Below are 21,665 nucleotides of genomic sequence, written 5' to 3' on the forward strand. Positions count from 1 at the left end.
TGAATAAAAAATTTTAAATAATCTCGGTGATCGAAGTTAACTTCTGAAATCAAAGCACCGATATCCGAAACAGACATCTGATATCTAATCTCTGATATCTGAAACCTGATATCTAACCTCTGATATCTAATCTCTGATATCTTACACCTGATATCTCTTGTCTAACTTCTGATATCTAACCTCTGACTTCTCATTTGGCTTCTTTCTTTCGAAACCTAGCATACTTTCATGGAGTAAAAATGGAAATCTCCCAAGCCCGCATGACTCACCTAAAGCAACTAGAAGCTGAATCTATTCACATTATTCGTGAAGTTGCTGCCGAATTCGATAACCCAGTAATGCTTTACTCTGTCGGTAAAGACTCTGCAGTAATGCTGCACTTAACAATGAAAGCGTTTTTCCCAGCTAAACCACCGTTCCCTTTAATGCATGTTGATACAACATGGAAATTTAAAGAAATGATCGAGTTTCGCGACAAAATGGCCGAAAAGCTAGGTTTTGACTTATTGGTGCATATTAACCAAGAAGGTGTAGATGCAGGCGTAGGCCCATTTACTCACGGTAGTGCAAAGCATACCGATATCATGAAAACCCAAGGTTTAAAACAAGCGTTAGACAAGTACCAGTTTGATGCGGCATTTGGTGGTGCACGCCGCGACGAAGAAAAATCACGTGCGAAAGAGCGTGTTTATTCATTCCGCGATAAAAACCACCGTTGGGACCCTAAAAACCAGCGCCCAGAATTATGGAATACCTTTAACGGCAAGGTAAACAAAGGCGAAAGTATTCGTGTATTCCCACTAAGTAACTGGACCGAGCTAGATATTTGGCAATACATTTACCTAGAAAACATCGATATTGTGCCACTTTACTTAGCTGCAGAACGCCCAGTGGTTGAGCGTGACGGTACATTAATTATGGTTGATGACGAACGTATGCCACTTGAAGAAGGCGAAGTTCCAATGAAGAAAATGGTACGCTTTAGAACCCTAGGCTGTTACCCGCTAACAGGTGCAGTTGAATCTAACGCCACAACGCTACCAGAAATTATTCAAGAAATGTTACTAACAAAAACATCAGAGCGCCAAGGCCGTGTAATCGATCACGATTCATCTGGCTCTATGGAGAAAAAGAAAATGGAAGGCTATTTCTAAGCGAAAGCGACTGAAATCTGACTTCTGATAACTAACAACTTCCATTTTCAAAGGATTTATAATGACTGAACAAATTACCCCAAACCTTCTTGAAACAGATATCGAAGGTTACTTAAAACAACACGAAAACAAAGATCTACTGCGCTTTTTAACTTGTGGTAATGTTGATGACGGTAAATCAACATTAATTGGCCGTTTATTACATGATTCAAAATTAATTTTTGAAGATCATATGGCGGCAATCAAAAACGACTCAAAAAAGTTCAATACCACAGACGAAGAGTTCGATTTAGCATTATTGGTAGATGGTCTTCAGTCAGAACGTGAGCAAGGTATTACTATTGACGTAGCTTACCGTTATTTTGCAACCGAAAAGCGTAAGTTTATTATTGCTGACTGCCCAGGGCACGAGCAATACACGCGTAATATGGCAACCGGTGCATCTAACTGTGACCTAGCCATTGTAATGATTGATGCCCGTAAAGGTGTACAAACACAAACTAAACGCCACAGCTATATTGCATCACTACTTGGCCTTAAACACGTAATTGTAGCCATTAATAAAATGGACTTAGTTGATTACAGTCAAGACGTTTACCGCCAAATTAAAGCCGATTACAAAGCTTTTGCTGAGCAATTAGATATTCCTGATGTGCGCTTTGTACCAATCTCGGCGCTTAAAGGCGATAACGTTGTAGATAAAGGCGAAAACCTAGATTGGTACCCAGGTGCTACATTAATGCAATTACTTGATACAGTAACCATTAGTGACGATAAAAACTTAGATACCTTCCGCCTGCCTGTACAGTATGTTAACCGCCCTAATTTAGATTTCCGTGGTTTTTGCGGCACCATTGCTAGCGGTATTATTAATGTTGGCGACCAAATTACAGCATTCCCATCGGGTAAAACATCATCTGTCGAGCGTATTGTTACTGCCGATGGCGATTTACCAAGTGCCTTTGCTGGTCAAGCAATAACACTTACTTTAAAAGACGAAATTGATATTTCGCGAGGTGATGTGATTGTTAAGTCAAGTACTGACCAAAAGCAGCTGCCTTCAACTAGTTCAAACTTTGCCGCAACGATTGTCTGGATGGCCGATGCCGCTATGCAACCAGGCAAAGAGTACGAGCTAAAAATTGGCACTAAAAATACTTTTGGTAAAATTAGCAATATTAACCACCGTATTGATGTAAATACCCTAGAGCAAATTGATGCTAACGAATTACAATTAAACGAAATTGCTAATTGTAGTATAGAAACATCTGCCCCAGTCGTAATTGACCAATATAAACAAGTAGTAGGTACCGGTTCATTCATCATCATTGATCGGTTAACTAATGTAACCGTAGGTGCGGGTATGATTACAAGTACAAACGCTGAATCTCGAAGTACTAATCTTCAAACACGTATTTACACAGAAGCTGAAATTGCATTAAACCAATATATACGTACTAACTTCCCGGAGTGGGGATGTAAAGTCATATGAGTGAAGCCATTTTCATTGTTGGTGTACAAAAGTGTGGGACAACCACATTAGCTTCAGCTCTAGGTCGATTGCCTGATATCGAGTTATGTGATCCAAAAGAGCCAATGCTCTTTTCGCGCGGAGATCACATAGCCCACAGGAACATGCCTTTTTCGGATGAAAAATTATTTTATGCAAGTGATGAAGAAATCTTGGTTGCGTATGAAAATTTAAAGAAAACTTCAAGTAAATACTTCATTGATGCATCAACAAGCTATTTTCAGTCAGACATTGCCATTAGGAGGATAAAAGAAAACTTTCCAAATGCAAAGATAATAATCTTGGTAAGAGATCCAATTAAAAGGCTGGAGTCAGCTTATTTGCACTTTGTTAAGAGTGGCACTGCAATACACTCTTTTGAGAGGGAATTACAGTTTGGCGATACGAAATTGTTGTCATTTAGTATGTATTCTCAAAGTGTACAAAAGTGGAAGAATTCTTTTGAAAATGTATTTGTTTGTACTATGGAGTCGATGATTGCAGATGAATTATTTAAAGATAAATTACTCTCTTTTTTAGAAATAGGCGATTCATCAGAGTTTTCTATAAAAAAGGAGAATCAAGGGAAGTTCCCTGTTTTTATGAGGTTACAGCTTCACTTAAACTATCTATCTCATAAGTATCAAAAATCTTTTTATGATAATAGCAATGGTCTCGTAAATAAATATGGCTTAATGGGGGGGGCAATAAAGCTAATAAAAAATATTAATTTGAAAAGTAAAAATAAAATGCCAGTTACTGTACCTAGCCATATTGTTAAATTTATAAATGAGTCAAATAAAAAAATGGATAAACTCCTAGATTCTGGTTCAACAAAAGAGTGGAAATATTATGAAAAATAATACTCCTATTATAATAGCCGGAATGCATCGTGCCGGTACTAGTATGCTAACTAGGGAGATTGAAAAATTAGGTGTTTTCTTAGGTAATGACTTAGAGAAAAATCATGAGTCAATATTTTTTAAATCGATCAATGAAAAATTAATAAATGATTCCGGCGGTAATTGGGATAATCCGCAGGCAATTAAGTGGCTTTTCAATTCACCTGATGTCATTGCTTGTTATGAAAAGTATTTTAAGCTAATGACTAAATCACTGGCTCGATATAAGTATGATAACTTTAAGAACCATGAATTATGGGGGTGGAAGGATCCCAGAAATACCTTTACTTTTCCATTTTGGAAAAATATTTATCCAAAAGCTAAGCTCATTATAATAGAGAGACATGGACTTGATGTTGCTCTAAGTTTAGTTAAGCGAAGAGAAGAATATTTACAATATAACACCTCAGAATTAGATAGTCGCAGCTTGCTATATAAAGTGTTTGGCAAGAGAGGTACATTCGTAGATACAATGCGTTCTAATAGTTTAGCATCTGCATTAGAGTTGTGGGATGAATATACGGGTCAAGCAAGGGTTTTATTGGATAATTATGATGATGTACTATTCTTAAAGTATGAAAATTTTTTGTTAGAGCCTGAGAATGAAATGAAAAAAGTAGCTAACTTTCTTCAGTTGAGTGAAATAAAATGTGATTACTCAAACATAATTAGTAGCAGGGCATTTGCTTATAAAAATCAAGAGCTTGAAGGTTTTATTGACTTAGGTATGGTTAATGAACTCCTATCAAAATATGATTATGAATATTAATAGTTGATATTATATGAAATTGTTGATTGAGTTCACTCTTTTTTTCTTGGTTGTCTTTAATGCATTCTTAATAAATAAAAGAGATTTTCGCTTGGCTTTGGTGTCATCTCTTTTTTATTTGTTTATTTCTGATTATTTGCTATATAAAGTTGGTTATGGCCTAGGCGAGTTGAGTGTTGGGAAGTTATATATAGAGCTAGTATTTATATTGCTTTTAGTTTTCTTTTTAAATACTCTAATGAAACAGCATTTTAAGCTTGATATAGTTAATAGCCCTTATGTTTTGCTTTTACCTCTCAGTCTTACTTTTTTTGCAATTGGTGCTTTTAATAACGGTATTGTTCAAGCAGTTAATGGGTGGCGAAGTATCTTCTTGTTTGTATTTTTCTCTTGGCTAATTTTTATTGGTTTAAATAGTGCTGAGAGAAAAGTTTTGTTTAAAGTGTTCTTAAAAACATTAGTTCTCATTTGTGTTTTAAATTCACTCTATTCAATTTATGAGTATTTGAATTTTGATGGTTCATACAGTAATATTTGGAGATATAATTTACTACTTGAAGCTAAAGTTGCACAAGATTCATCATTTAATGAGAGATTCCTACAGTACCAGCTAGTCAGAGGAGAGAGTTTAAGGGCTTCTGGTTTTTTTGTTTCGGCTTTAGCTTCTAGCTTCTTCACTGCCTTTGTGGCAATACTGATAACAAATGTTATTGTTAATACTAAGTTTAGTTACCTACATGTTGTATATGTGGGGATTCTGATACTGCTTTTGTTAAGTATGTATTTTTCACAAGTTAGAACATCAATTGTTCTTTATATTTTTGCTCTAACTTTTTCTTTTTCTTCTAAATTTAAAAGGTTAAGCCCCTCACTATTTCTTGTTTATATATTTACTTTACCATTAATATTTTTTGTTTTAGCTATATTAAACCAGTCAAGCCTTGATGCCTCTTCTGCTGGTAGAATTTTACAATATAATTATTTGTTTTCTAATTTTTCTATTCTTGGGCAAGGCCTAGGGGGGAATGTAGGAAAGTTCGACTCCTTTTATATTTATACATATGCTGATTTAGGCCTAGGTGCTGTTTTATTACTTTTGTTTTTCTACTCTTTATATAAAAAGATTCCAGTAAGTTATGGTCAAAGCTCTAGATATGAAAGAGATGGCATGCCTATTCTCCAGTCTGCATTCATAGCTTTTTTTCCTGTTTTATCAGTGCAGCATGTTGCTGGATCATTATACTATTTTTCTGTGCTGTTTCTCTTAGCTGCTCTAGTTATGGATAATAAAGAATATATAAAAAATAGGTAAGATATGTACGATATTGCAATTGTGGTTGTTTTATATGGGAATGCACCACATGAATCTAGTACTCTGAATTCCCTTTGTAAAATAAATTTCAATAAGCTTCTTATTAGCCCAAAACTTTATGTTCGAGATAACTCCAAAGATGGATACCTTATAACTGAAGTAATTCAAAACTTTGATGGTGAGGTTGTTTATGATCACGATGGAGTGAACTTGCCTCTTGCTAAAGTATATAATAATGCGATTAGCTTTTTTGAAAACTCGAGCTCTTTAATTATTCTTGATGATGATTCAACTCCAAACGAAAGTTATTTCTTACAAGTAGTTAATTTTTTGGAATGCTCTTCGGAAGTGGCTGTTCCAATAATTGAGCACTCTGATAATATTATCTCACCAGGTATAATTAAAGGTGTTAAGGGCTGTACCTTATCTAAAGGGGATTTGAAGGTAAACAAGGAAAATTTTGGTCTCGTAGCAATGATGAGCGGAACAATAATAAAAACTGATAGCTTAAAAAGGCACAATATTGTGTTTGATGAAAGATTAACAATATACGGCGTTGATACACGTTTCTTTCTAGATTGTCATAAAAGTGGTATCAATATTTATGTGCTCGATTATTGTATGGAACATGACTCTGCTTTGAGGTCAAAAGATAATGATTTTACAAGTATGTTCTTTAGATTTTCTAATCTTATGCAAGCACAGTTCATAATACATGAGAATAAAAAGTTTTATAAATTGAGTCTGTTTTTGTACTTTCCTTTTTTCATTATTGCAAAAGTTTTAAGGCTGAAAGACGTTAGATTTCTCAAGTTATTTAAGAATTATAAATTTTTTTGGAAGTTAAATAGATGAATAGAGTTTTAATGGTGCATCAAGGGGCTGAGTTGTATGGCTCTGACAGGAGTTTTTTGTCAATTGCTAAGTATTTTGATGAAACTTATACAGGCGATATTGAAGTTATACTTCCAGAAAAGGGTGAGTTATCTGAAAGCTTTAATAAAAGCGGAATACATCCTACATATCATGGATTAGGTATACTAAGAAAAAAAGATGTAAAAAAAATCTTTCGTTTTTTGCTCGATTCAATTAAATCTGTTTTCTTTTATCGCTCTAAATATAAAAGTTTTGATATTGTATACATAAATACAGTCGTAATGTTTTCTGCTCTTATAGCAGCAGCCCTGACAAAAAATAAACGGGTTATATGTCACGTTAGAGAGATTCCTGTAGGCAAACAAATGTTTGTATTTAAATTGCTGCTTAAGTTGTCTAGAGCACATCTTATTTTTAATTCAGAAGCAACAAAAAATGCGTTTGGCTTTAAAGGAGATGTTATTTATAACGGCGTTGAAGCTCCTTCTAATCCCACCGAAATTCCTTCAACGATTAAGGCTTCAAAAATTAACTTTCTGATTATCGGAAGAGTCAATGATTGGAAAGGACAGGATTTATTGCTTGAGTCCATAGCTAAGTTAACACCTGAAGTCAGAAGTAAAATAAAAGTAAGGGTAGTCGGTGGAACTTTCGGTGGAAATAATACTGTGCTAACCCACCTTTTTAAATTGATAGAAGAGAACAATTTAAAAGAGGTTGTTCAATTTCATAACTTTTCTAATGACCCAAGTGAGCACTATGATTGGGCTCATTGGGTAGTAGTTCCTTCTAAAAAACCAGAGCCTTTTGGGCGGGTTGCTGTAGAGTCTTTTGCATTTGGTAAACCAGTTATAGCTGCAAATCATGGCGGTCTTAGAGAAATTGTGACTGATAAAAAAAATGGTTTTCTTTTTGAGCCAAACTCAATATCTAGCTTGATGAATATAATAAATTTAGTACTTCATATGCCTAGCGATGAATACTCAAGGTTAGCTGAAGCATCAAAGAATGAATATTTAAATCGATTTTCGGAGCAGTCTTATCAACAACATTTATATAATTTAATCTTGGTGAAATAAGTGATAAATAAAGAAATAATTGTACTTGGGATCCGAGGTGTTCCTGCAGGTCATGGTGGCTTCGAAACTTTTGCTGAATACTTATGTCCTTTTTTAATTGCCAAAGGTTGGAGCGTAACAGTCTATTGCCAAGAAGATGGCGAAGGTGAAATGTACGAAAGCGAGTGGCAAGGCGTTAAGCGCATTCATATACCAGTAAAAAATGAAGGTCCGTTAGGAACCATTATTTTTGACTTAAAGTCGGTATGGCATGCACGAAAAAATAAGGGCTTGCACTTAACACTCGGCTACAATACTGCGTGTTTTAATATTATTCAGCGTCTATATGGTATTACCAATGTTATTAATATGGATGGCATTGAGTGGAAACGCCAAAAATGGGGCAAAGTGGCAAAAACGTGGTTTTGGTTAAACGAGCGTTTTGGTTGCTGGTTTGGTAATCATTTAGTGGCAGATCATCCTAGAATAGAAGATCACTTAGCAACGCGTGTATCGCGCGATAAAATCACTATGATCCCATACGGCGGCCCTGATGTAAGTGAAGCTAACGAAGCTGTGTTAGCTGATTACGGGTTAGTTAAAAATGAGTATGCGATTATTATTGCACGCCCTGAACCAGAAAACTCGATTTTAGAGGTGGTTGAGGCATTTTCGGCTAAGCCGCGTAGTCACAAATTGGTGGTGTTAGGTAAATTTTTAGATTCAAACCCTTATCATCAGCAAGTTCTAGCAGCTGCAAATAATGATGTAATTTTTCCTGGGGCTATCTACGAGGCCGAAAAAGTTGCAGCACTACGTTTTTATGCACGTTTTTATGTGCATGGTCACCAAGTAGGTGGTACTAACCCGTCACTGGTTGAAGGCTTAGCAGCAGGTTGCGCAGTTATTGCTCACGACAACCACTTTAACCGTTGGGTTGCTGGTGATGGGGCTTTTTATTTTAAAGACAAAGCCCATTTGGCTAGTTTTTTTGAGCAGCAATACTTAGATGATGCGTTCGTAACAGAAAAAAGTAACGCTGCCAAACAGCAATTTTTAAACAGCTTTCAGTGGGAGAATATATTAACCCAGTACGAAACGCTTTTAAGTAAATATTTAAAATAATGGATTTTAGGTTATGAATATTTTAGTAACAGGTGGCGCGGGCTTTATTGGTAGCGCTGTTGTAAGGCACATTCTTGAAAATACAAATAATACAGTTATTAATGTAGATGCACTTACTTATGCGGGTAATTTAGAGTCAATTCCTAGTAAGTTGCAATCTGAGCGTTATATTTTTCAGCAAGTTGATATTTGTGACTATCAAGCGCTTAAACAAGTGTTCGACCAATATAAGCCTGATTTAGTAATGCATTTAGCAGCCGAAAGCCATGTTGACCGCTCTATCGAAGGACCTGGTGCTTTCATAAACACGAATGTAATTGGTACATTCAATATGTTGGAATGTGCAAGACACCACTGGCAAAATTTAACTGCTGATACGCAAGCTAAGTTTAAGTTTCATCATATTTCAACAGACGAAGTGTATGGTGACCTTGAAGGTACCGATGACCTATTTACCGAGCAAACCCCTTATGCGCCAAGCAGCCCTTATTCGGCGAGTAAAGCTGGATCTGACCATTTAGTAAGAGCGTGGGGTAGAACATATGGTTTACCTATTGTTGTAACTAACTGTTCAAATAATTATGGGCCTTACCACTTCCCTGAAAAGCTTATCCCACATGTTATTTTAAATGCATTACATGGTAAGTCTTTACCTGTTTACGGTGATGGTAAACAAATTCGTGATTGGTTATTTGTTGAAGACCACGCTCGCGCTTTATACAAGGTAGTAACCGAAGGCAAAGTAGGCGAAACATATAATATTGGTGGTCATAACGAAAAACAAAACATTGAAGTAGTCCACACTATTTGCGAATTACTTGAAGAACTTGTACCGAATAAACCTGAAGGTATCACTAATTACAAAGATCTTATTACCTTTGTAAAAGACCGCCCAGGCCACGATGTACGATATGCAATTGATGCTACTAAAATGCAACAAGAGCTAAACTGGGTACCTGAAGAAACTTTTGAAACAGGTATGCGTAAAACTGTTGAGTGGTACCTAGCCAATACAAATTGGTGGCAGCGTGTGTTAAATGGCGACTACAAACTTGACCGCATTGGCGAAAATACAAAATAAAGGATGAATAAAATGAAAAAATATAAAGGAATAATTTTAGCAGGTGGTTCTGGTACTCGTTTGCACCCTATTACTCAAGGGGTGTCTAAGCAGCTTTTACCAATTTACGATAAGCCAATGATTTTTTACCCGCTTTCGGTATTAATGCTAGCGGGTATTCAAGATGTGTTAATTATCTCTACCCCTGAAGATATGCCAGCTTTTGAACGTTTATTAGCTGACGGTAGCCAGTTTGGTATTAATATTAGTTATGCTGTACAGCCAAGCCCTGATGGTTTAGCGCAAGCCTTTACTATTGGTGCTGATTTTATTGGCGACGACAATGTTTGCCTAGTTTTAGGTGATAATATTTTTTACGGACAAAGCTTTGGTGCACAATTAGCGTCAGCTGTTTCACGTGACAGCGGTGCTACTGTATTTGGCTACCATGTAACAGATCCTGAACGTTTTGGCGTAGTTGACTTTGATGAAAATGGTATTGCTACCAGCATTGAAGAAAAGCCAGCACAGCCAAAATCAAATTATGCTGTAACAGGGCTTTATTTTTACGATAACGATGTAGTAGAAATTGCTCGTAATATTAAACCATCGCCTCGTGGTGAGCTTGAAATTACAGATGTAAATAACGTTTACCTTAATCGCGGAGACCTAAACGTGAATGTTTTAGGGCGCGGTTTTGCTTGGTTAGATACTGGTACCCATGACTCTTTAATTGAGGCAGGCCAATTTGTACAAACAATAGAACACCGCCAAGGTTTAAAGGTTGCTTGCCTTGAAGAAATAGCCTTACAAAAAGGCTGGTTAAGTAAAGAGCAAGTTATAACTGCGGGCAATAACCTTAAAAAGACCGGCTATGGCCAGTATTTATTAAATTTAGTAAAAGATAGATAACATGAATATTGTAGATACAAAAATACCTGAAGTTAAAATTATTGAGCCAAAGGTGTTTGGTGACGATAGAGGCTTTTTTTTAGAAACCTTTCAAGCTGAGCGTTATGCAAGTGTTATTGGTGATGGACTAGCCTTTGTACAAGACAACCATAGTCGTTCTTGTAAAGGGGTTTTAAGAGGGCTGCATTTTCAAAAGACCAAGCCACAGGGCAAGTTAGTACGCGTTGTTACCGGCGAAGTGTTTGATGTAGCGGTCGATATTCGTAAAGGCTCGCCAACCTTTGGCCAGTGGGAAGGCGTACTTTTAACAGGCGATAATAAAAAGCAATTTTGGGTACCCCCAGGCTTTGCTCATGGCTTTGTAGTGCTTAGCGACACAGCTGATTTTGAATATAAATGCACAGACTATTACGACCCAAGCGATGAAGGTGCTATTTGCTGGAATGACCCAGACTTAGCCATAGATTGGCCAATTGATTTTGAGCCATCTTTATCAGCTAAAGATTTAGAAGCCGGATTATTAAAGGACTTATAAATGAAGGTACTTCTTACCGGAGCAAATGGCCAGTTAGGCCTTTGCTTTCAAGATCGCATATGTGATTCTATAGAGCTGACTGCTTTATCGAGCAAAGAGCTTGATATTACCTGTAAAGCTGCAGTGCAAAAAATAGTTAATACAGTTAAACCTAATGTAATAGTTAATTGTGCTGCCTATACGGCGGTTGATAAAGCCGAAAATGAGCCTGAACTGGCACATGCTGTAAATTGCCAAGGTCCAGAAAATTTAGCATATGCAGCTGCTATGCTTGATATACCGTTAATTCATGTATCTACCGATTATGTTTTTGATGGCAATGCGACTGAACCTTATTTACCAACTGACGCTACATCGCCGCAAGGGGTATATGGGCAAACAAAACTAGCTGGTGAGCAGGCTATTAAGGCGATTACCTCAAAGCATATTGTTATTCGTACAGCATGGGTATTTAGTGAATACGGCAATAACTTTGTGAAAACTATGCTGCGCTTAGCTAGCGAGCGTGATGAGTTAGGTATAGTGGCTGATCAACATGGCTGCCCGACCTACGCTGGTGATTTAGCTGCTTTGATTGTTGCTCTAGTGACGCGAATTGAAAGTGGTGATTTTAGCGATTATGGGCTTTACCATTTTTGTGGCGATAAAGCTGTGTCTTGGTTTGAGTTTGCAGAATCAATTTTTGCAGTTAAAGCTAAATTAAATACCGATTTTTCAATACCTAAGTTGAATAAACTAACGACCGAGCAGTTTCCTACACCAGCAAAGCGACCTAAATATTCCGTTATGCAGGATAATAGGCTATCTTTATTAAACTTGCCTAATGCTAGTCACTGGCAAGACTCACTAAAAACTGTAATAAAAAAGCTTAACAAGTAGAAGAACAAAATGCCGCATAAGAATTTAGGGATTTTACAAAGTAACGCAACAATTGTTGCATTTATTCAAAGAATTTTGGATATCAGTATTATTGTCGGTTGCTTGTGGGGTACCGTTGCATTACAAGGGCTGCCTTGGTTACTGCAGCACACAACCGCGGCACTACTTGCTGTGTTTTTATTTCACTTTACTAGTGAGCTCGACAAGCTTTATATATCTTGGCGTGGCCTATCTATTTATAAAGAACTTAAAAAGACTATTTCGCACTGGTTTGTTAGTGCGGCAATTTTATTTTTAAGTGTCAACTTTTTAGCGCCGCAATATCTCAACCCCGAAGGGCTTCAGTTTTACTGGTTTGTATCTGTATTAGTTTCGTTGTGTGTCTATCGTGTTGTATTGCGCCTTATTTTACGAGCGCTTCGCTCTCAAGGTATTAATACCCGCTCGGTTGTTATTGCAGGGGCAGGTACGTTAGGTCAACAACTAGCAAATAATATTATCGCTAATTCAAGTTTTGGATTAGTTTTTGGTGGTTATTACGATGACGCAGCACCAAAGCAAAAATTAGTTGCGGCGCAAACTATTGGTAATTTAGAGCAGTTAGTTGCTGACTGCAAAGAGGGCGGCATAGATCGTGTTTACATTGTACTACCACCACAAGCTTATGAGCGCCGTAAGTGGCTAGTTAAAGAGTTAGCAGATAGCACCGCAAGTGTTTACATTGTGCCTGATGTATTCACCTATCAGTTATTGCACTCACGTAGCGATACCATTATGGGTATACCTACAATAAGTATTTATGACTCACCGCTCGATGGTAGCAATGCCATAATTAAGCGCATTGAAGATATTGTACTCTCTACACTTATTTTAATAATGATATCCCCTGTTTTACTGGGGTTAGCCCTTGCGGTTAAGTTTACCTCTAAAGGGCCGGTATTCTTTAAACAAAACCGTTACGGTATTGATGGTAAACCGATTAAGGTATGGAAGTTCCGCTCGATGAACGTAATGGAAGACGGCGCGAAAGTAACCCAAGCCACAAAAAATGATTCGCGCTTTACACCTATAGGCCAGTTTATTCGTAAAACGAGCTTAGATGAACTGCCTCAGTTTATTAATGTATTACAAGGGCAAATGTCGATTGTAGGCCCAAGGCCTCATGCTGTAGCTCATAACGAAGAATATCGTAAACTTGTTGATGGTTACATGTTACGCCATAAGGTTAAACCAGGCATTACTGGTTGGGCGCAAATAAATGGTTGGCGCGGCGAAACCGATACATTAGATAAAATGGAAAAACGCATAGAGTTTGATCTAGAGTACATTCGAAATTGGTCATTGTTCTTCGATTTAAAAATAGTGTTTTTAACTATTTTTAAAGGCTTTGTTAATAAAAATGCGTATTAAAATTTAAGGAAAAAACATGAAAATTGCTGTAGTTGGAACAGGCTATGTTGGCCTGTCTAATGCGATGTTATTAGCACAAAAAAACAGAGTGATTGCATTAGATATAGATAAAGAGAAAGTGGCACTCCTATGTGAAAAAAAATCACCGATAGTAGATGCTGAAATAAGTAATTTTTTACAAAATGACCAATTAGACTTTATTGCAACCACTGATAAGCATTTAGCTCTTAGTGAAGCTGAGTTTGTAGTAATTGCGACACCTACCGATTATGACCCTGAAACTAATTACTTTAATACTCGAACTGTAGAGTCTGTAATTACAGATGTTTTAGACATCAACCCAACCGCAACCATGATTATTAAGTCAACAGTGCCTGTTGGTTACACAAAATCTGTTAGCGAGAAGTTTGGTACTGACAATATAATTTTCTCGCCAGAGTTTTTGCGCGAAGGAAAGGCGCTTTACGATAACTTACACCCGTCACGCATAATTGTTGGTGAACAAAGTGAACGCGCTGAAACTTTTGCTAACCTACTAGCTGACGGGGCTGTTAAAGAAAACATTGATATTCTGTTTACTGATTCTACTGAAGCGGAGGCAATAAAACTATTTTCTAATACTTATCTTGCAATGCGTGTGGCTTACTTTAATGAGTTAGATAGCTATGCTGAAATTCATGGGTTGGATGCTAAACAAATTATTCAAGGTGTTGGCCTAGACCCGCGTATAGGTAAGCATTATAACAACCCGTCGTTTGGTTATGGTGGTTACTGCTTACCAAAAGATACCAAACAATTACTAGCTAATTATCAAGATGTTCCGAATAATATGATTCGCGCAATTGTTGATGCTAATACGACTCGTAAAGATTTTATTGCTAACTCTATCCTAGCACGTAATCCAAAAGTGGTGGGGATTTATCGTTTAGTCATGAAGTCAGGCTCAGACAACTTTAGAGCATCGGCCATTCAAGGCATTATGAAACGCATCAAGGCGAAAGGCATTGAAGTGGTAGTTTACGAGCCAACCTTTGAGGGAGATGCATTCTTTAACTCACGTGTGATTAAAGATCTTGATGAGCTTAAGAGTATCTCTGATGTAATCGTGTCTAACCGCATGGCTGAAGAGTTGAGTGATGTTGCTGCTAAAGTATATAGCCGAGATTTGTTCGGTAATGATTAATCTTAATAATGCAACCTCTGAATAGTCTTAATTGAATGAAGTCTAAAATTAAAGCGTTACTTGCTGATAAAGAGCATCGTCATACGTTGTTAAATACTTTATTAGCTTTATTTATTAGAATATTTGGGGCTTTGACCGCCTTTTTGTTCAATTTGATAGTGGCCAGAGAGTTAGGTAGTGAGAGAGCAGGCGTTTTTTTTCTTAGTTTAGCAATTATTATGCTGACCTCTGCAATTGCACGTTTAGGGTTACCCACGACAGTTCTTAGATTCAGTTCTCAAAAAAGTAATCATGGGGGGAGCGTTAAAGAGATCTTAAATTACGCTTTGCTTTACTCGCTAACTTTGTCAATTTTTTTGGCTTTGCTACTATATGTTTCATCTAATAGTGTTGCTGAGTACATGAATAAGCCATTACTGGGAGCTATACTTGAAGGCATTTCACCTTCTGTTATTGGAGTGAGTGCAATTTTTATTATTGCCATGAGCTTGCAGGCAAGACATAAAGTTTTTTTGAGTATACCATGTCAAAATATAGTTCACTTTATGATCTGTGCGTTTCTTATTGTATATATTGGGAACGACATTGGTAATATAGGTTTACTCTTCACCTCCTCTGTTACTTTAACCGCATTATTATTTTATCTCATAGCCATTAAGAAGTTACCCCGTAGAACCAATAGTTTGGATAAGAAGTTATTCTGGGATAGTGCAAGGGCTAATTGGTCAATAACTGTCATGAACCAGCTTATTCAATGGTTACCGCAACTTGTTGTAGGGTTTTACCTTTTAGCTGAAAGTGTCGCCTTTTTCAGCGTAGCGCAACGTATAGCAATGTTAACAACATTTATTCTAATGGCGGTAAATTTAGTTGTTGCGCCAAAATTTTCGGCCTTTCATGCTAAGGGGGATGATGTTGGCATTAGAAAAACAGCTTTGTTTTCTATCAGGTTACTCGTACTAAGTGCATTACCCATTGTGTTATTTATGTTACTGTTCCCAGAATTTTTAATGGGGCTTTTTGGTGATGAATTTAAACAAGGAGCTGTTATTTTACAAATATTAGTACTTGGGCAAGCGGTTAATGTAGTAACAGGCTCGGTTGGCTTTTTACTCATGATGAGCGGCCATGAACGCGATATGCGTTTAGTCACTCTCATTAGTGGTTTTGGTGTTTTAATTAGCGTGCCTATCTTTACTAAACTGTTTGGTGCAGTTGGAGCAGCAGTTGCAACTGCATTTTTTATTAGCTTACAAAACTTACTAGCGGTTTATTTTGTTAAAAAGCGATTGGGGTTTAATACCTTAAAGTTTTGGCAGAAGATATGATTTGGCGAGCTACGAATAAGGATATTTGAATGATTTTACAGCAATGGTTTATATTGGTTATTTTTATTGCAACCATTGTAGGCTTAATTAAATTTCAAAAATTTCCTGAGCGTGTTTTTGCAGCAGCTTGTTTAGCGTGCTTTGCTACGAACTTAGTTGCTACCGAACAGCTTTTGAATAATGCAGTTAACCCTGGTTTGGTTACACTCCTCTTATTGGTTGTTTGTGCATTTGCCTTTGAGCGCACCAGCTTTTTACGCAAACTAGCCAATGTTTTATTTAATGGCTCTGTGGTTAAGTCTTATGTCAGAACTTTATTGGCAACGATTGTAGCTTCTGGCTTTTTAAATAATACCGCGGTGGTTGCTACTTTAATTAGCCCAGTTAAAAATAATAAACTCATTGCCCCAACCAAACTTTTACTGCCCCTTTCTTATGCCGCTATTTTAGGCGGAACCCTCACGTTAATTGGCACCTCAACTAACTTAATCGTTAACTCTATGCTGATTGAACGCGGTGCCGAGGGCTTTAAATTTTTTGACTTTTTACCTATAGGCTTAGCTGCCGTCGCTGCTTGTGTATTGGTAATGGCACTCACTATAAACCGCTTAAAAGGTAAAGTATGTAAAGATGAGACTACTAGCGATTACTTTGTAGAAGCTAAAGTGAATGCTGGCTCACCGCTGATAGGTAAAACAGTAGAGCAAAATGGCTTACGTAGCTTAGAGTCACTATTTTTAGTTGAAGTGGTTCGCGATAACCGCTTAATTTCGCCAGTAGCGCCAACGCAGATGATCCGTGAAGGCGATAAACTTATTTTTTCGGGCGATGTCACTAAAGTTCTGGTGCTGCAGCAATTTGAAGGTTTGAGTTTATTTGCAGAGCAAGATGGTTTACTGCGCGATAACTTAACCGAAGTAGTCATTAAACCGGGTGCAGCAGTGGTAGGTAAAACACTAAAAACTGCGGGCTTTCGCGCAAGGTTCGATGCCGCTGTAGTTGCAGTGCGCCGCGAAGGTGAGAAGCTCTCGGGTAAGCTGGGCGATATTACCATTCAAAGTGGTGACTTTTTGATTCTTGCGGTTGGCCCTGACTTTGCAAAACGTACTAACTTAACTAAAAACTTTTTTATACTTAGCGGCGTAAAAGCCGACAACATGCTTAAAGGCTTAAAAGAGCGCATTGTTACTTGGGGCTTTGTGGCAACCATTGCGGGCTCGTTAATTTTTGATATTAGCTTATTAAAAAGCTTTATTTTTTACCTAGCCGTGCTGGTGGGTTGCCGTTGTTTATCGCTAAACGAAATTAAGCGACGCTTTCCGTTAGAGCTTTGGCTTATTGTAATGAGCGCTTTAACCCTAGCTACAGCCCTAGATAATTCAGGTGTATCTAAACTAATAGCCGAGCAAGTCGAAGGCTTACTTGCCGGGCAAAGCGTTTATATAGCCTTTATTGGTGTATTTTTACTTACTCTATTATTTACAGAGCTAATTACTAATAATGCAGCTGCAGCGCTTACATTCCCCATTGCATTTACCATAGCTCAAGGCTTAGGCGTAAGTTACATGCCATTTGTACTTGCAGTAGCCTTTGCCGCGAGTGGCAGTTTTATTAGCCCTTACGGCTACCAAACCAATCTAATGGTTTACAATGCCGGCAACTACAAGCTAACCGATTTCATAAAATTCGGCCTACCGATCTCAATCACCTACAGCCTGGTGGTACTGACCCTGATACCTGTGTTTTTTCCGTTTTAGGTATAAGGTACTAGGCGCTAGGTACTAGGGGCTAGGTAATAGGCGCTAAGCGCTAGGATGCTAGGACGCTAGGCGTAAGGTAGAAATATGTCTTCAGGCTCTAGGCGCTAGGTTTATTTTGCGATAAGGTTTAGTGGTGAATGGATTTCACTTAATGGCGAAGGGACTAATTATGAAATTTGAACAAATGGATGTGTGGAAGAAGTCATCACGATTAGCATGTGACATATACAAATATAAAGTTCTGCCCATCGTTCCTTATCACATACCTCTCAGTATTCTAAAGTAAATGCACTGTGTTTTACGTTTTAAATCGAACTTTATAGAGGTAAGATATTAGAAGTCAGATATCAGAAGGAGCTGAGCTGCGATGAATTTTGAAAAGTTAGATGTTTGGAAAAGAGCTGTTAAATTAAGTGCAGAAATTTATAAAACCACTTCTCAATTAAATGATTATGCTTTCAGGAGCCAACTTACTCGTTCAGGCCTTTCAGTGCCAAGTAATATTGCAGAGGGAGTCTGTAGAGACAGCTTTAAAGAAAAGAGTCGCTTTATTGATATTGCGAGAGCTTCTTTAGCTGAAGCTAGAACTCAAATTTACATTGGTTCAGAGGTTGGTTATATAGAGCGTGAAGTTGCTTTAAGCTGGATTGCAGAGTCAAAAGAGTTAGCTGCTATGCTGACAAGTTTAAAGAATCGTTTTGACTCTGAAATCTGAAATCTGAAATCTGAAATCTGAAATCTGAAATCTGAACCCAAGAGGTACCATGACCGAGAACATTGTATGGCACGATCAAACTGTTTCGCGTGCTGAAAAAGAACAACATAAAGGGCATAAGCCGGTATTACTTTGGTATACGGGATTAAGTGGCTCTGGTAAGTCGACTATTGCGAATGCGGTTGAGGCTAAGTTATTTGAATTAGGTTGCCATACTTATCTGCTTGATGGCGACAATGTACGCATGGGCTTAAACAAGGGCCTTACTTTTAGCGATGAAGACCGCATTGAAAATATTCGTCGCATTAGCGAAGTAGCTAAGTTGTTTGTTGATGCGGGTTTAATTGTATCAACGGCGTTTATTTCACCGTTTAAAGAAGACCGTGCTCGTGCTCGCAGCATTATGAACCAGGGTGAATTTGTAGAAGTATTTATTGATACACCATTAGAGGTTTGCGAAAGCCGTGACCCTAAAGGTTTATACAAAAAAGCCCGTGCAGGTGAGATCCCTAATTTTACAGGTATCAGCTCTGCGTTTGATGCACCAGAGCAACCAGAGATTCACGTGAAAACAGCTGAGCAAAGCATTGAGCAAAGTGTTGAACAAATTATTGGTTATTTACGCGAAGCAGGGATTATAGAAATCTAGAGCCAGAAACCTGACGTCTAAAATCTGATATCTAATCTCTGACGTCTAACTTCTAACATCTGTAATCTGATTTCTAATCTCTACCTTCTATTATTCTTTGAGATTTTATGAACTACGATATTTTTAACGGTGATGCCGATGGCATCATCGCACTTTTACAGTTACAGCTCGCCAACCCAACAGAGAGCGTTAAAGTAACAGGCGTTAAACGTGATATTCAACTACTAAAAAAAATTACCCCAAAAGCCGGTGATAATATTCGTGTACTTGATATTTCGATGGAAAAAAACATGGCAGAGTTGCATGATGCTCTATGCGTAGGTGCACGTGTTATGTATGTAGATCATCATAAAGCGGGTGATATTCCAAACCATGCAAACTTATTTGCCCATATCGATTTAGATGCAAACATGTGTACTAGCTTAATTGTGAGCGATCTTATCGATAAGCAGTATCATTTATGGGCTATAACAGCTGCTTATGGCGATAATTTATTTGCAAAAGCTGACAGCGAAGCCGATAAACTAGGTTTAACAGACCTCGAAAAGTCACAACTTAAAGCATTTGGCACTTATATTAACTATAACGGCTATGGCAGTGAGGTAGCCGATTTGCACTTTGCGCCAGCAGACTTATTCAACGAGCTACTAAAATATAAGTCACCGCTTGATGCCATTAACGACCAAGAGTCGGTTTATTACGTATTAGAAAAAGCTTACAAAGCTGATATGCAAAAAGCGGCTGACGCTGAGGTTTTACATAATTGCGATACAGCTAAGGTTATTTTACTTGATGACGCCCCATGGGCGCGCCGTGTAAGTGGCGTATTAGGTAACGACCTTGCAAACCAAGCACCTAATAAAGCCCATGCAGTACTTACCTATAATAATAAAGGAAGCTATACCGTAAGTGTAAGAGCGCCACTTAATAATAAACAAGGCGCTGTTGATGTGTGCAGTCAATTTGCCACCGGCGGCGGCCGCGCAGCAGCGGCAGGTATTAATGAACTAGAGCAACAACAAGTTGAACAGTTTATTACTACTCTAGTTAATTTTTATAACTAAACCCTTGCTAGTGGCACCCTAGCCACTAGCATCTTTTAGCTCCTAGCTCCTAGCTCCTAGCTCCTAGCTCCTAGCTCCTAGCTCCTAGCTCCTAGCTCCTAGCTCCTAGCTCCTAGCTCCTAGCTCCTAGCTCCTAAATCCTAGAACCTATCGGTTCTTGTTCATCCTCCGTCAATATTATTACTGCTAACTTGGTTATAAATCTTTTTTTACTATTGCGCAAAATGAGTTAATAACTCATACTTTGTAATTATTTATTCTTACCACAATAATTAAGGGACTAAACATTATGAAAGCTGTCATTCCTGTTGCAGGCCTTGGTACGCGTATGTTACCGATGACAAAGGCTATTCCTAAAGAAATGCTGCCACTGGTTGATAAACCACTTATTCAATACATAGTAAACGAATGTGTTGCTGCGGGTATTAAAGAAGTTGTATTGGTTACTCATAGTTCAAAAAATGCTATTGAAAACCACTTTGATACGAGCTTTGAGCTTGAGGCAACCCTAGAAAAGCGCGTAAAGCGTACCTTGCTTGAAGAAGTACGTTCTATCTGCCCATCAGATGTAACCATTATGCACGTACGCCAAGGCGAGGCTAAAGGATTAGGCCATGCTGTTATGTGTGCAAAACCAATTGTTGGCGATGACGATTTTGTTGTAGTACTGCCAGATGTTATTTTAGATAGCTATACAGCAGATCAAAAAACCGAAAATATTGCTGCTATGATTAAGCGCTTTAATGAAGTTAAAGCAAGCCAAATCATGCTAGAGCCAGTACCACAAGAAAACGTACATAAATATGGTATTGCTGACATCGGCGGCGTTAAAATTAAAGCGGGCGAGAGTGCGCCAATTAAAACCATGGTCGAAAAGCCTAAAGCTGAAGAAGCACCATCTAACCTTGCAGTTGTAGGCCGTTATGTTCTTTCTAAAGCGATTTGGCCATTACTTGCTAAAACACCAGCGGGTGCAGGTGGCGAAATTCAGCTTACCGATGCTATCGATGAGTTAATGAAGCACGAAATCGTTGAGGCATTCCACATGAGTGGTCGTGCTCACGACTGCGGTGACAAACTTGGCTACTTAAAGGCGATTGTTGAATACAGCATGCGTGACGAAAACTTAGGTGAAGAATTCACTGATTTTGTAACCGAAATGGTAGCGCCAGCAGAGCGACATTTAAAAGCGGTTTAAAAAGAAGATATTAGATATTAGAGGTTAGATATTAGATTTCAGAGGTCAGACGATAGATATAAGACTTCAGAAGTTAGATGTCAGAATTTAGTGGTTAGAAGTTAGTAAATTGCTTTTAACCACTTGCTTTATCCCACCCCCAATAAAATCTTGTTCACCTAGCACCTAGCACCTAGCACCTAGCACCTAGCACCTAGCACCTAGCACCTAGCACCTAGCACCTAGCACCTAGCACCTAGCACCTAGCACCTAGCACCTAGCACCTA

The 21,665-nt window shown here is 38.0% G+C and carries 20 protein-coding genes; all 20 read left to right on the forward strand.

What is annotated here, in order from left to right:
* The first annotated feature begins 239 nt into the window (after positions 1 to 239).
* The 20 genes from cysD (at position 240) to galU (ending at position 21,399) form a co-directional block, all read left to right on the forward strand.
* Positions 240 to 1,154, forward strand: coding sequence for a sulfate adenylyltransferase subunit CysD (gene cysD / locus AOG26_RS16850; RefSeq protein WP_054563571.1), 915 nt, complete (start codon positions 240 to 242; stop codon positions 1,152 to 1,154).
* 61 nt (positions 1,155 to 1,215) lie between these two features.
* Positions 1,216 to 2,646 carry a sulfate adenylyltransferase subunit CysN gene (cysN, locus tag AOG26_RS16855; protein WP_054563572.1) on the forward strand — a complete coding sequence of 477 codons (1,431 nt, stop codon included), beginning with the start codon at positions 1,216 to 1,218 and terminating at the stop codon, positions 2,644 to 2,646.
* Positions 2,643 to 3,527, forward strand: a complete 885-nt coding sequence (locus AOG26_RS16860) for a sulfotransferase family protein (RefSeq protein ID WP_054563573.1) — start codon at positions 2,643 to 2,645, stop codon at positions 3,525 to 3,527. Before cysN ends, AOG26_RS16860 begins: the two co-directional genes overlap by 4 nt.
* A complete protein-coding gene (locus AOG26_RS16865; protein WP_054563574.1) occupies positions 3,517 to 4,335 on the forward strand; it encodes a sulfotransferase in 819 nt (272 codons plus the stop codon). The genes AOG26_RS16860 and AOG26_RS16865 overlap by 11 nt, the downstream gene beginning before the upstream one ends.
* Before the next feature lie 13 nt (positions 4,336 to 4,348).
* A complete protein-coding gene (locus AOG26_RS16870) occupies positions 4,349 to 5,647 on the forward strand; it encodes a hypothetical protein (RefSeq protein ID WP_054563575.1) in 1,299 nt (432 codons plus the stop codon).
* A 3-nt stretch (positions 5,648 to 5,650) separates the two neighbouring features.
* Positions 5,651 to 6,502, forward strand: a complete 852-nt coding sequence (locus tag AOG26_RS16875) for a hypothetical protein (RefSeq protein ID WP_054563576.1) — start codon at positions 5,651 to 5,653, stop codon at positions 6,500 to 6,502.
* Entirely contained in the window at positions 6,499 to 7,602 is a 1,104-nt protein-coding gene (locus AOG26_RS16880) for a glycosyltransferase family 4 protein (protein ID WP_054563577.1), read from the forward strand. The genes AOG26_RS16875 and AOG26_RS16880 overlap by 4 nt, the downstream gene beginning before the upstream one ends.
* Positions 7,603 to 8,706, forward strand: a complete 1,104-nt coding sequence (locus AOG26_RS16885) for a DUF1972 domain-containing protein (RefSeq protein WP_200907874.1) — start codon at positions 7,603 to 7,605, stop codon at positions 8,704 to 8,706.
* Between the two features lie 13 nt (positions 8,707 to 8,719).
* Positions 8,720 to 9,787: a dTDP-glucose 4,6-dehydratase gene (rfbB, locus tag AOG26_RS16890; RefSeq protein WP_054563578.1), complete on the forward strand. Its 1,068-nt coding sequence runs from the start codon at positions 8,720 to 8,722 to the stop codon at positions 9,785 to 9,787.
* A gap of 12 nt (positions 9,788 to 9,799) precedes the next feature.
* On the forward strand, positions 9,800 to 10,678 hold the full coding sequence (gene rfbA, locus AOG26_RS16895; protein ID WP_054563579.1) for a glucose-1-phosphate thymidylyltransferase RfbA: 879 nt from the start codon (positions 9,800 to 9,802) through the stop codon (positions 10,676 to 10,678).
* A gap of 1 nt (position 10,679) precedes the next feature.
* Positions 10,680 to 11,213, forward strand: coding sequence for a dTDP-4-dehydrorhamnose 3,5-epimerase (gene rfbC / locus AOG26_RS16900; RefSeq protein ID WP_054563580.1), 534 nt, complete (start codon positions 10,680 to 10,682; stop codon positions 11,211 to 11,213).
* Entirely contained in the window at positions 11,214 to 12,092 is an 879-nt protein-coding gene (gene rfbD, locus AOG26_RS16905) for a dTDP-4-dehydrorhamnose reductase (RefSeq protein ID WP_054563581.1), read from the forward strand.
* A 9-nt stretch (positions 12,093 to 12,101) separates the two neighbouring features.
* On the forward strand, positions 12,102 to 13,502 hold the full coding sequence (locus AOG26_RS16910; protein ID WP_054563582.1) for an undecaprenyl-phosphate glucose phosphotransferase: 1,401 nt from the start codon (positions 12,102 to 12,104) through the stop codon (positions 13,500 to 13,502).
* Positions 13,503 to 13,518: 16 nt separating this feature from the next.
* Positions 13,519 to 14,685 carry a nucleotide sugar dehydrogenase gene (locus tag AOG26_RS16915; protein WP_054563583.1) on the forward strand — a complete coding sequence of 389 codons (1,167 nt, stop codon included), beginning with the start codon at positions 13,519 to 13,521 and terminating at the stop codon, positions 14,683 to 14,685.
* Between the two features lie 35 nt (positions 14,686 to 14,720).
* A complete protein-coding gene (locus AOG26_RS20600; RefSeq protein WP_082401725.1) occupies positions 14,721 to 16,013 on the forward strand; it encodes an oligosaccharide flippase family protein in 1,293 nt (430 codons plus the stop codon).
* A 29-nt stretch (positions 16,014 to 16,042) separates the two neighbouring features.
* Positions 16,043 to 17,770, forward strand: a complete 1,728-nt coding sequence (locus AOG26_RS16925) for an SLC13 family permease (protein ID WP_054563585.1) — start codon at positions 16,043 to 16,045, stop codon at positions 17,768 to 17,770.
* Positions 17,771 to 18,140: 370 nt separating this feature from the next.
* On the forward strand, positions 18,141 to 18,488 hold the full coding sequence (locus AOG26_RS16930; protein ID WP_054563586.1) for a four helix bundle protein: 348 nt from the start codon (positions 18,141 to 18,143) through the stop codon (positions 18,486 to 18,488).
* 49 nt (positions 18,489 to 18,537) lie between these two features.
* Positions 18,538 to 19,137, forward strand: a complete 600-nt coding sequence (gene cysC / locus AOG26_RS16935; RefSeq protein ID WP_054563587.1) for an adenylyl-sulfate kinase — start codon at positions 18,538 to 18,540, stop codon at positions 19,135 to 19,137.
* A 107-nt stretch (positions 19,138 to 19,244) separates the two neighbouring features.
* Positions 19,245 to 20,201 carry a DHHA1 domain-containing protein gene (locus tag AOG26_RS16940; RefSeq protein ID WP_054563588.1) on the forward strand — a complete coding sequence of 319 codons (957 nt, stop codon included), beginning with the start codon at positions 19,245 to 19,247 and terminating at the stop codon, positions 20,199 to 20,201.
* A 289-nt stretch (positions 20,202 to 20,490) separates the two neighbouring features.
* The gene (galU, locus tag AOG26_RS16945; RefSeq protein ID WP_054563589.1) at positions 20,491 to 21,399 is read left to right on the forward strand and encodes a UTP--glucose-1-phosphate uridylyltransferase GalU; all 909 of its coding nucleotides are present in this window, start codon (positions 20,491 to 20,493) and stop codon (positions 21,397 to 21,399) included.
* Positions 21,400 to 21,665: the final 266 nt, after the last annotated feature.

Origin of the sequence: Pseudoalteromonas sp. UCD-33C, from assembly GCF_001306895.1 — a bacterium.
Lineage (GTDB): Bacteria > Pseudomonadota > Gammaproteobacteria > Enterobacterales > Alteromonadaceae > Pseudoalteromonas.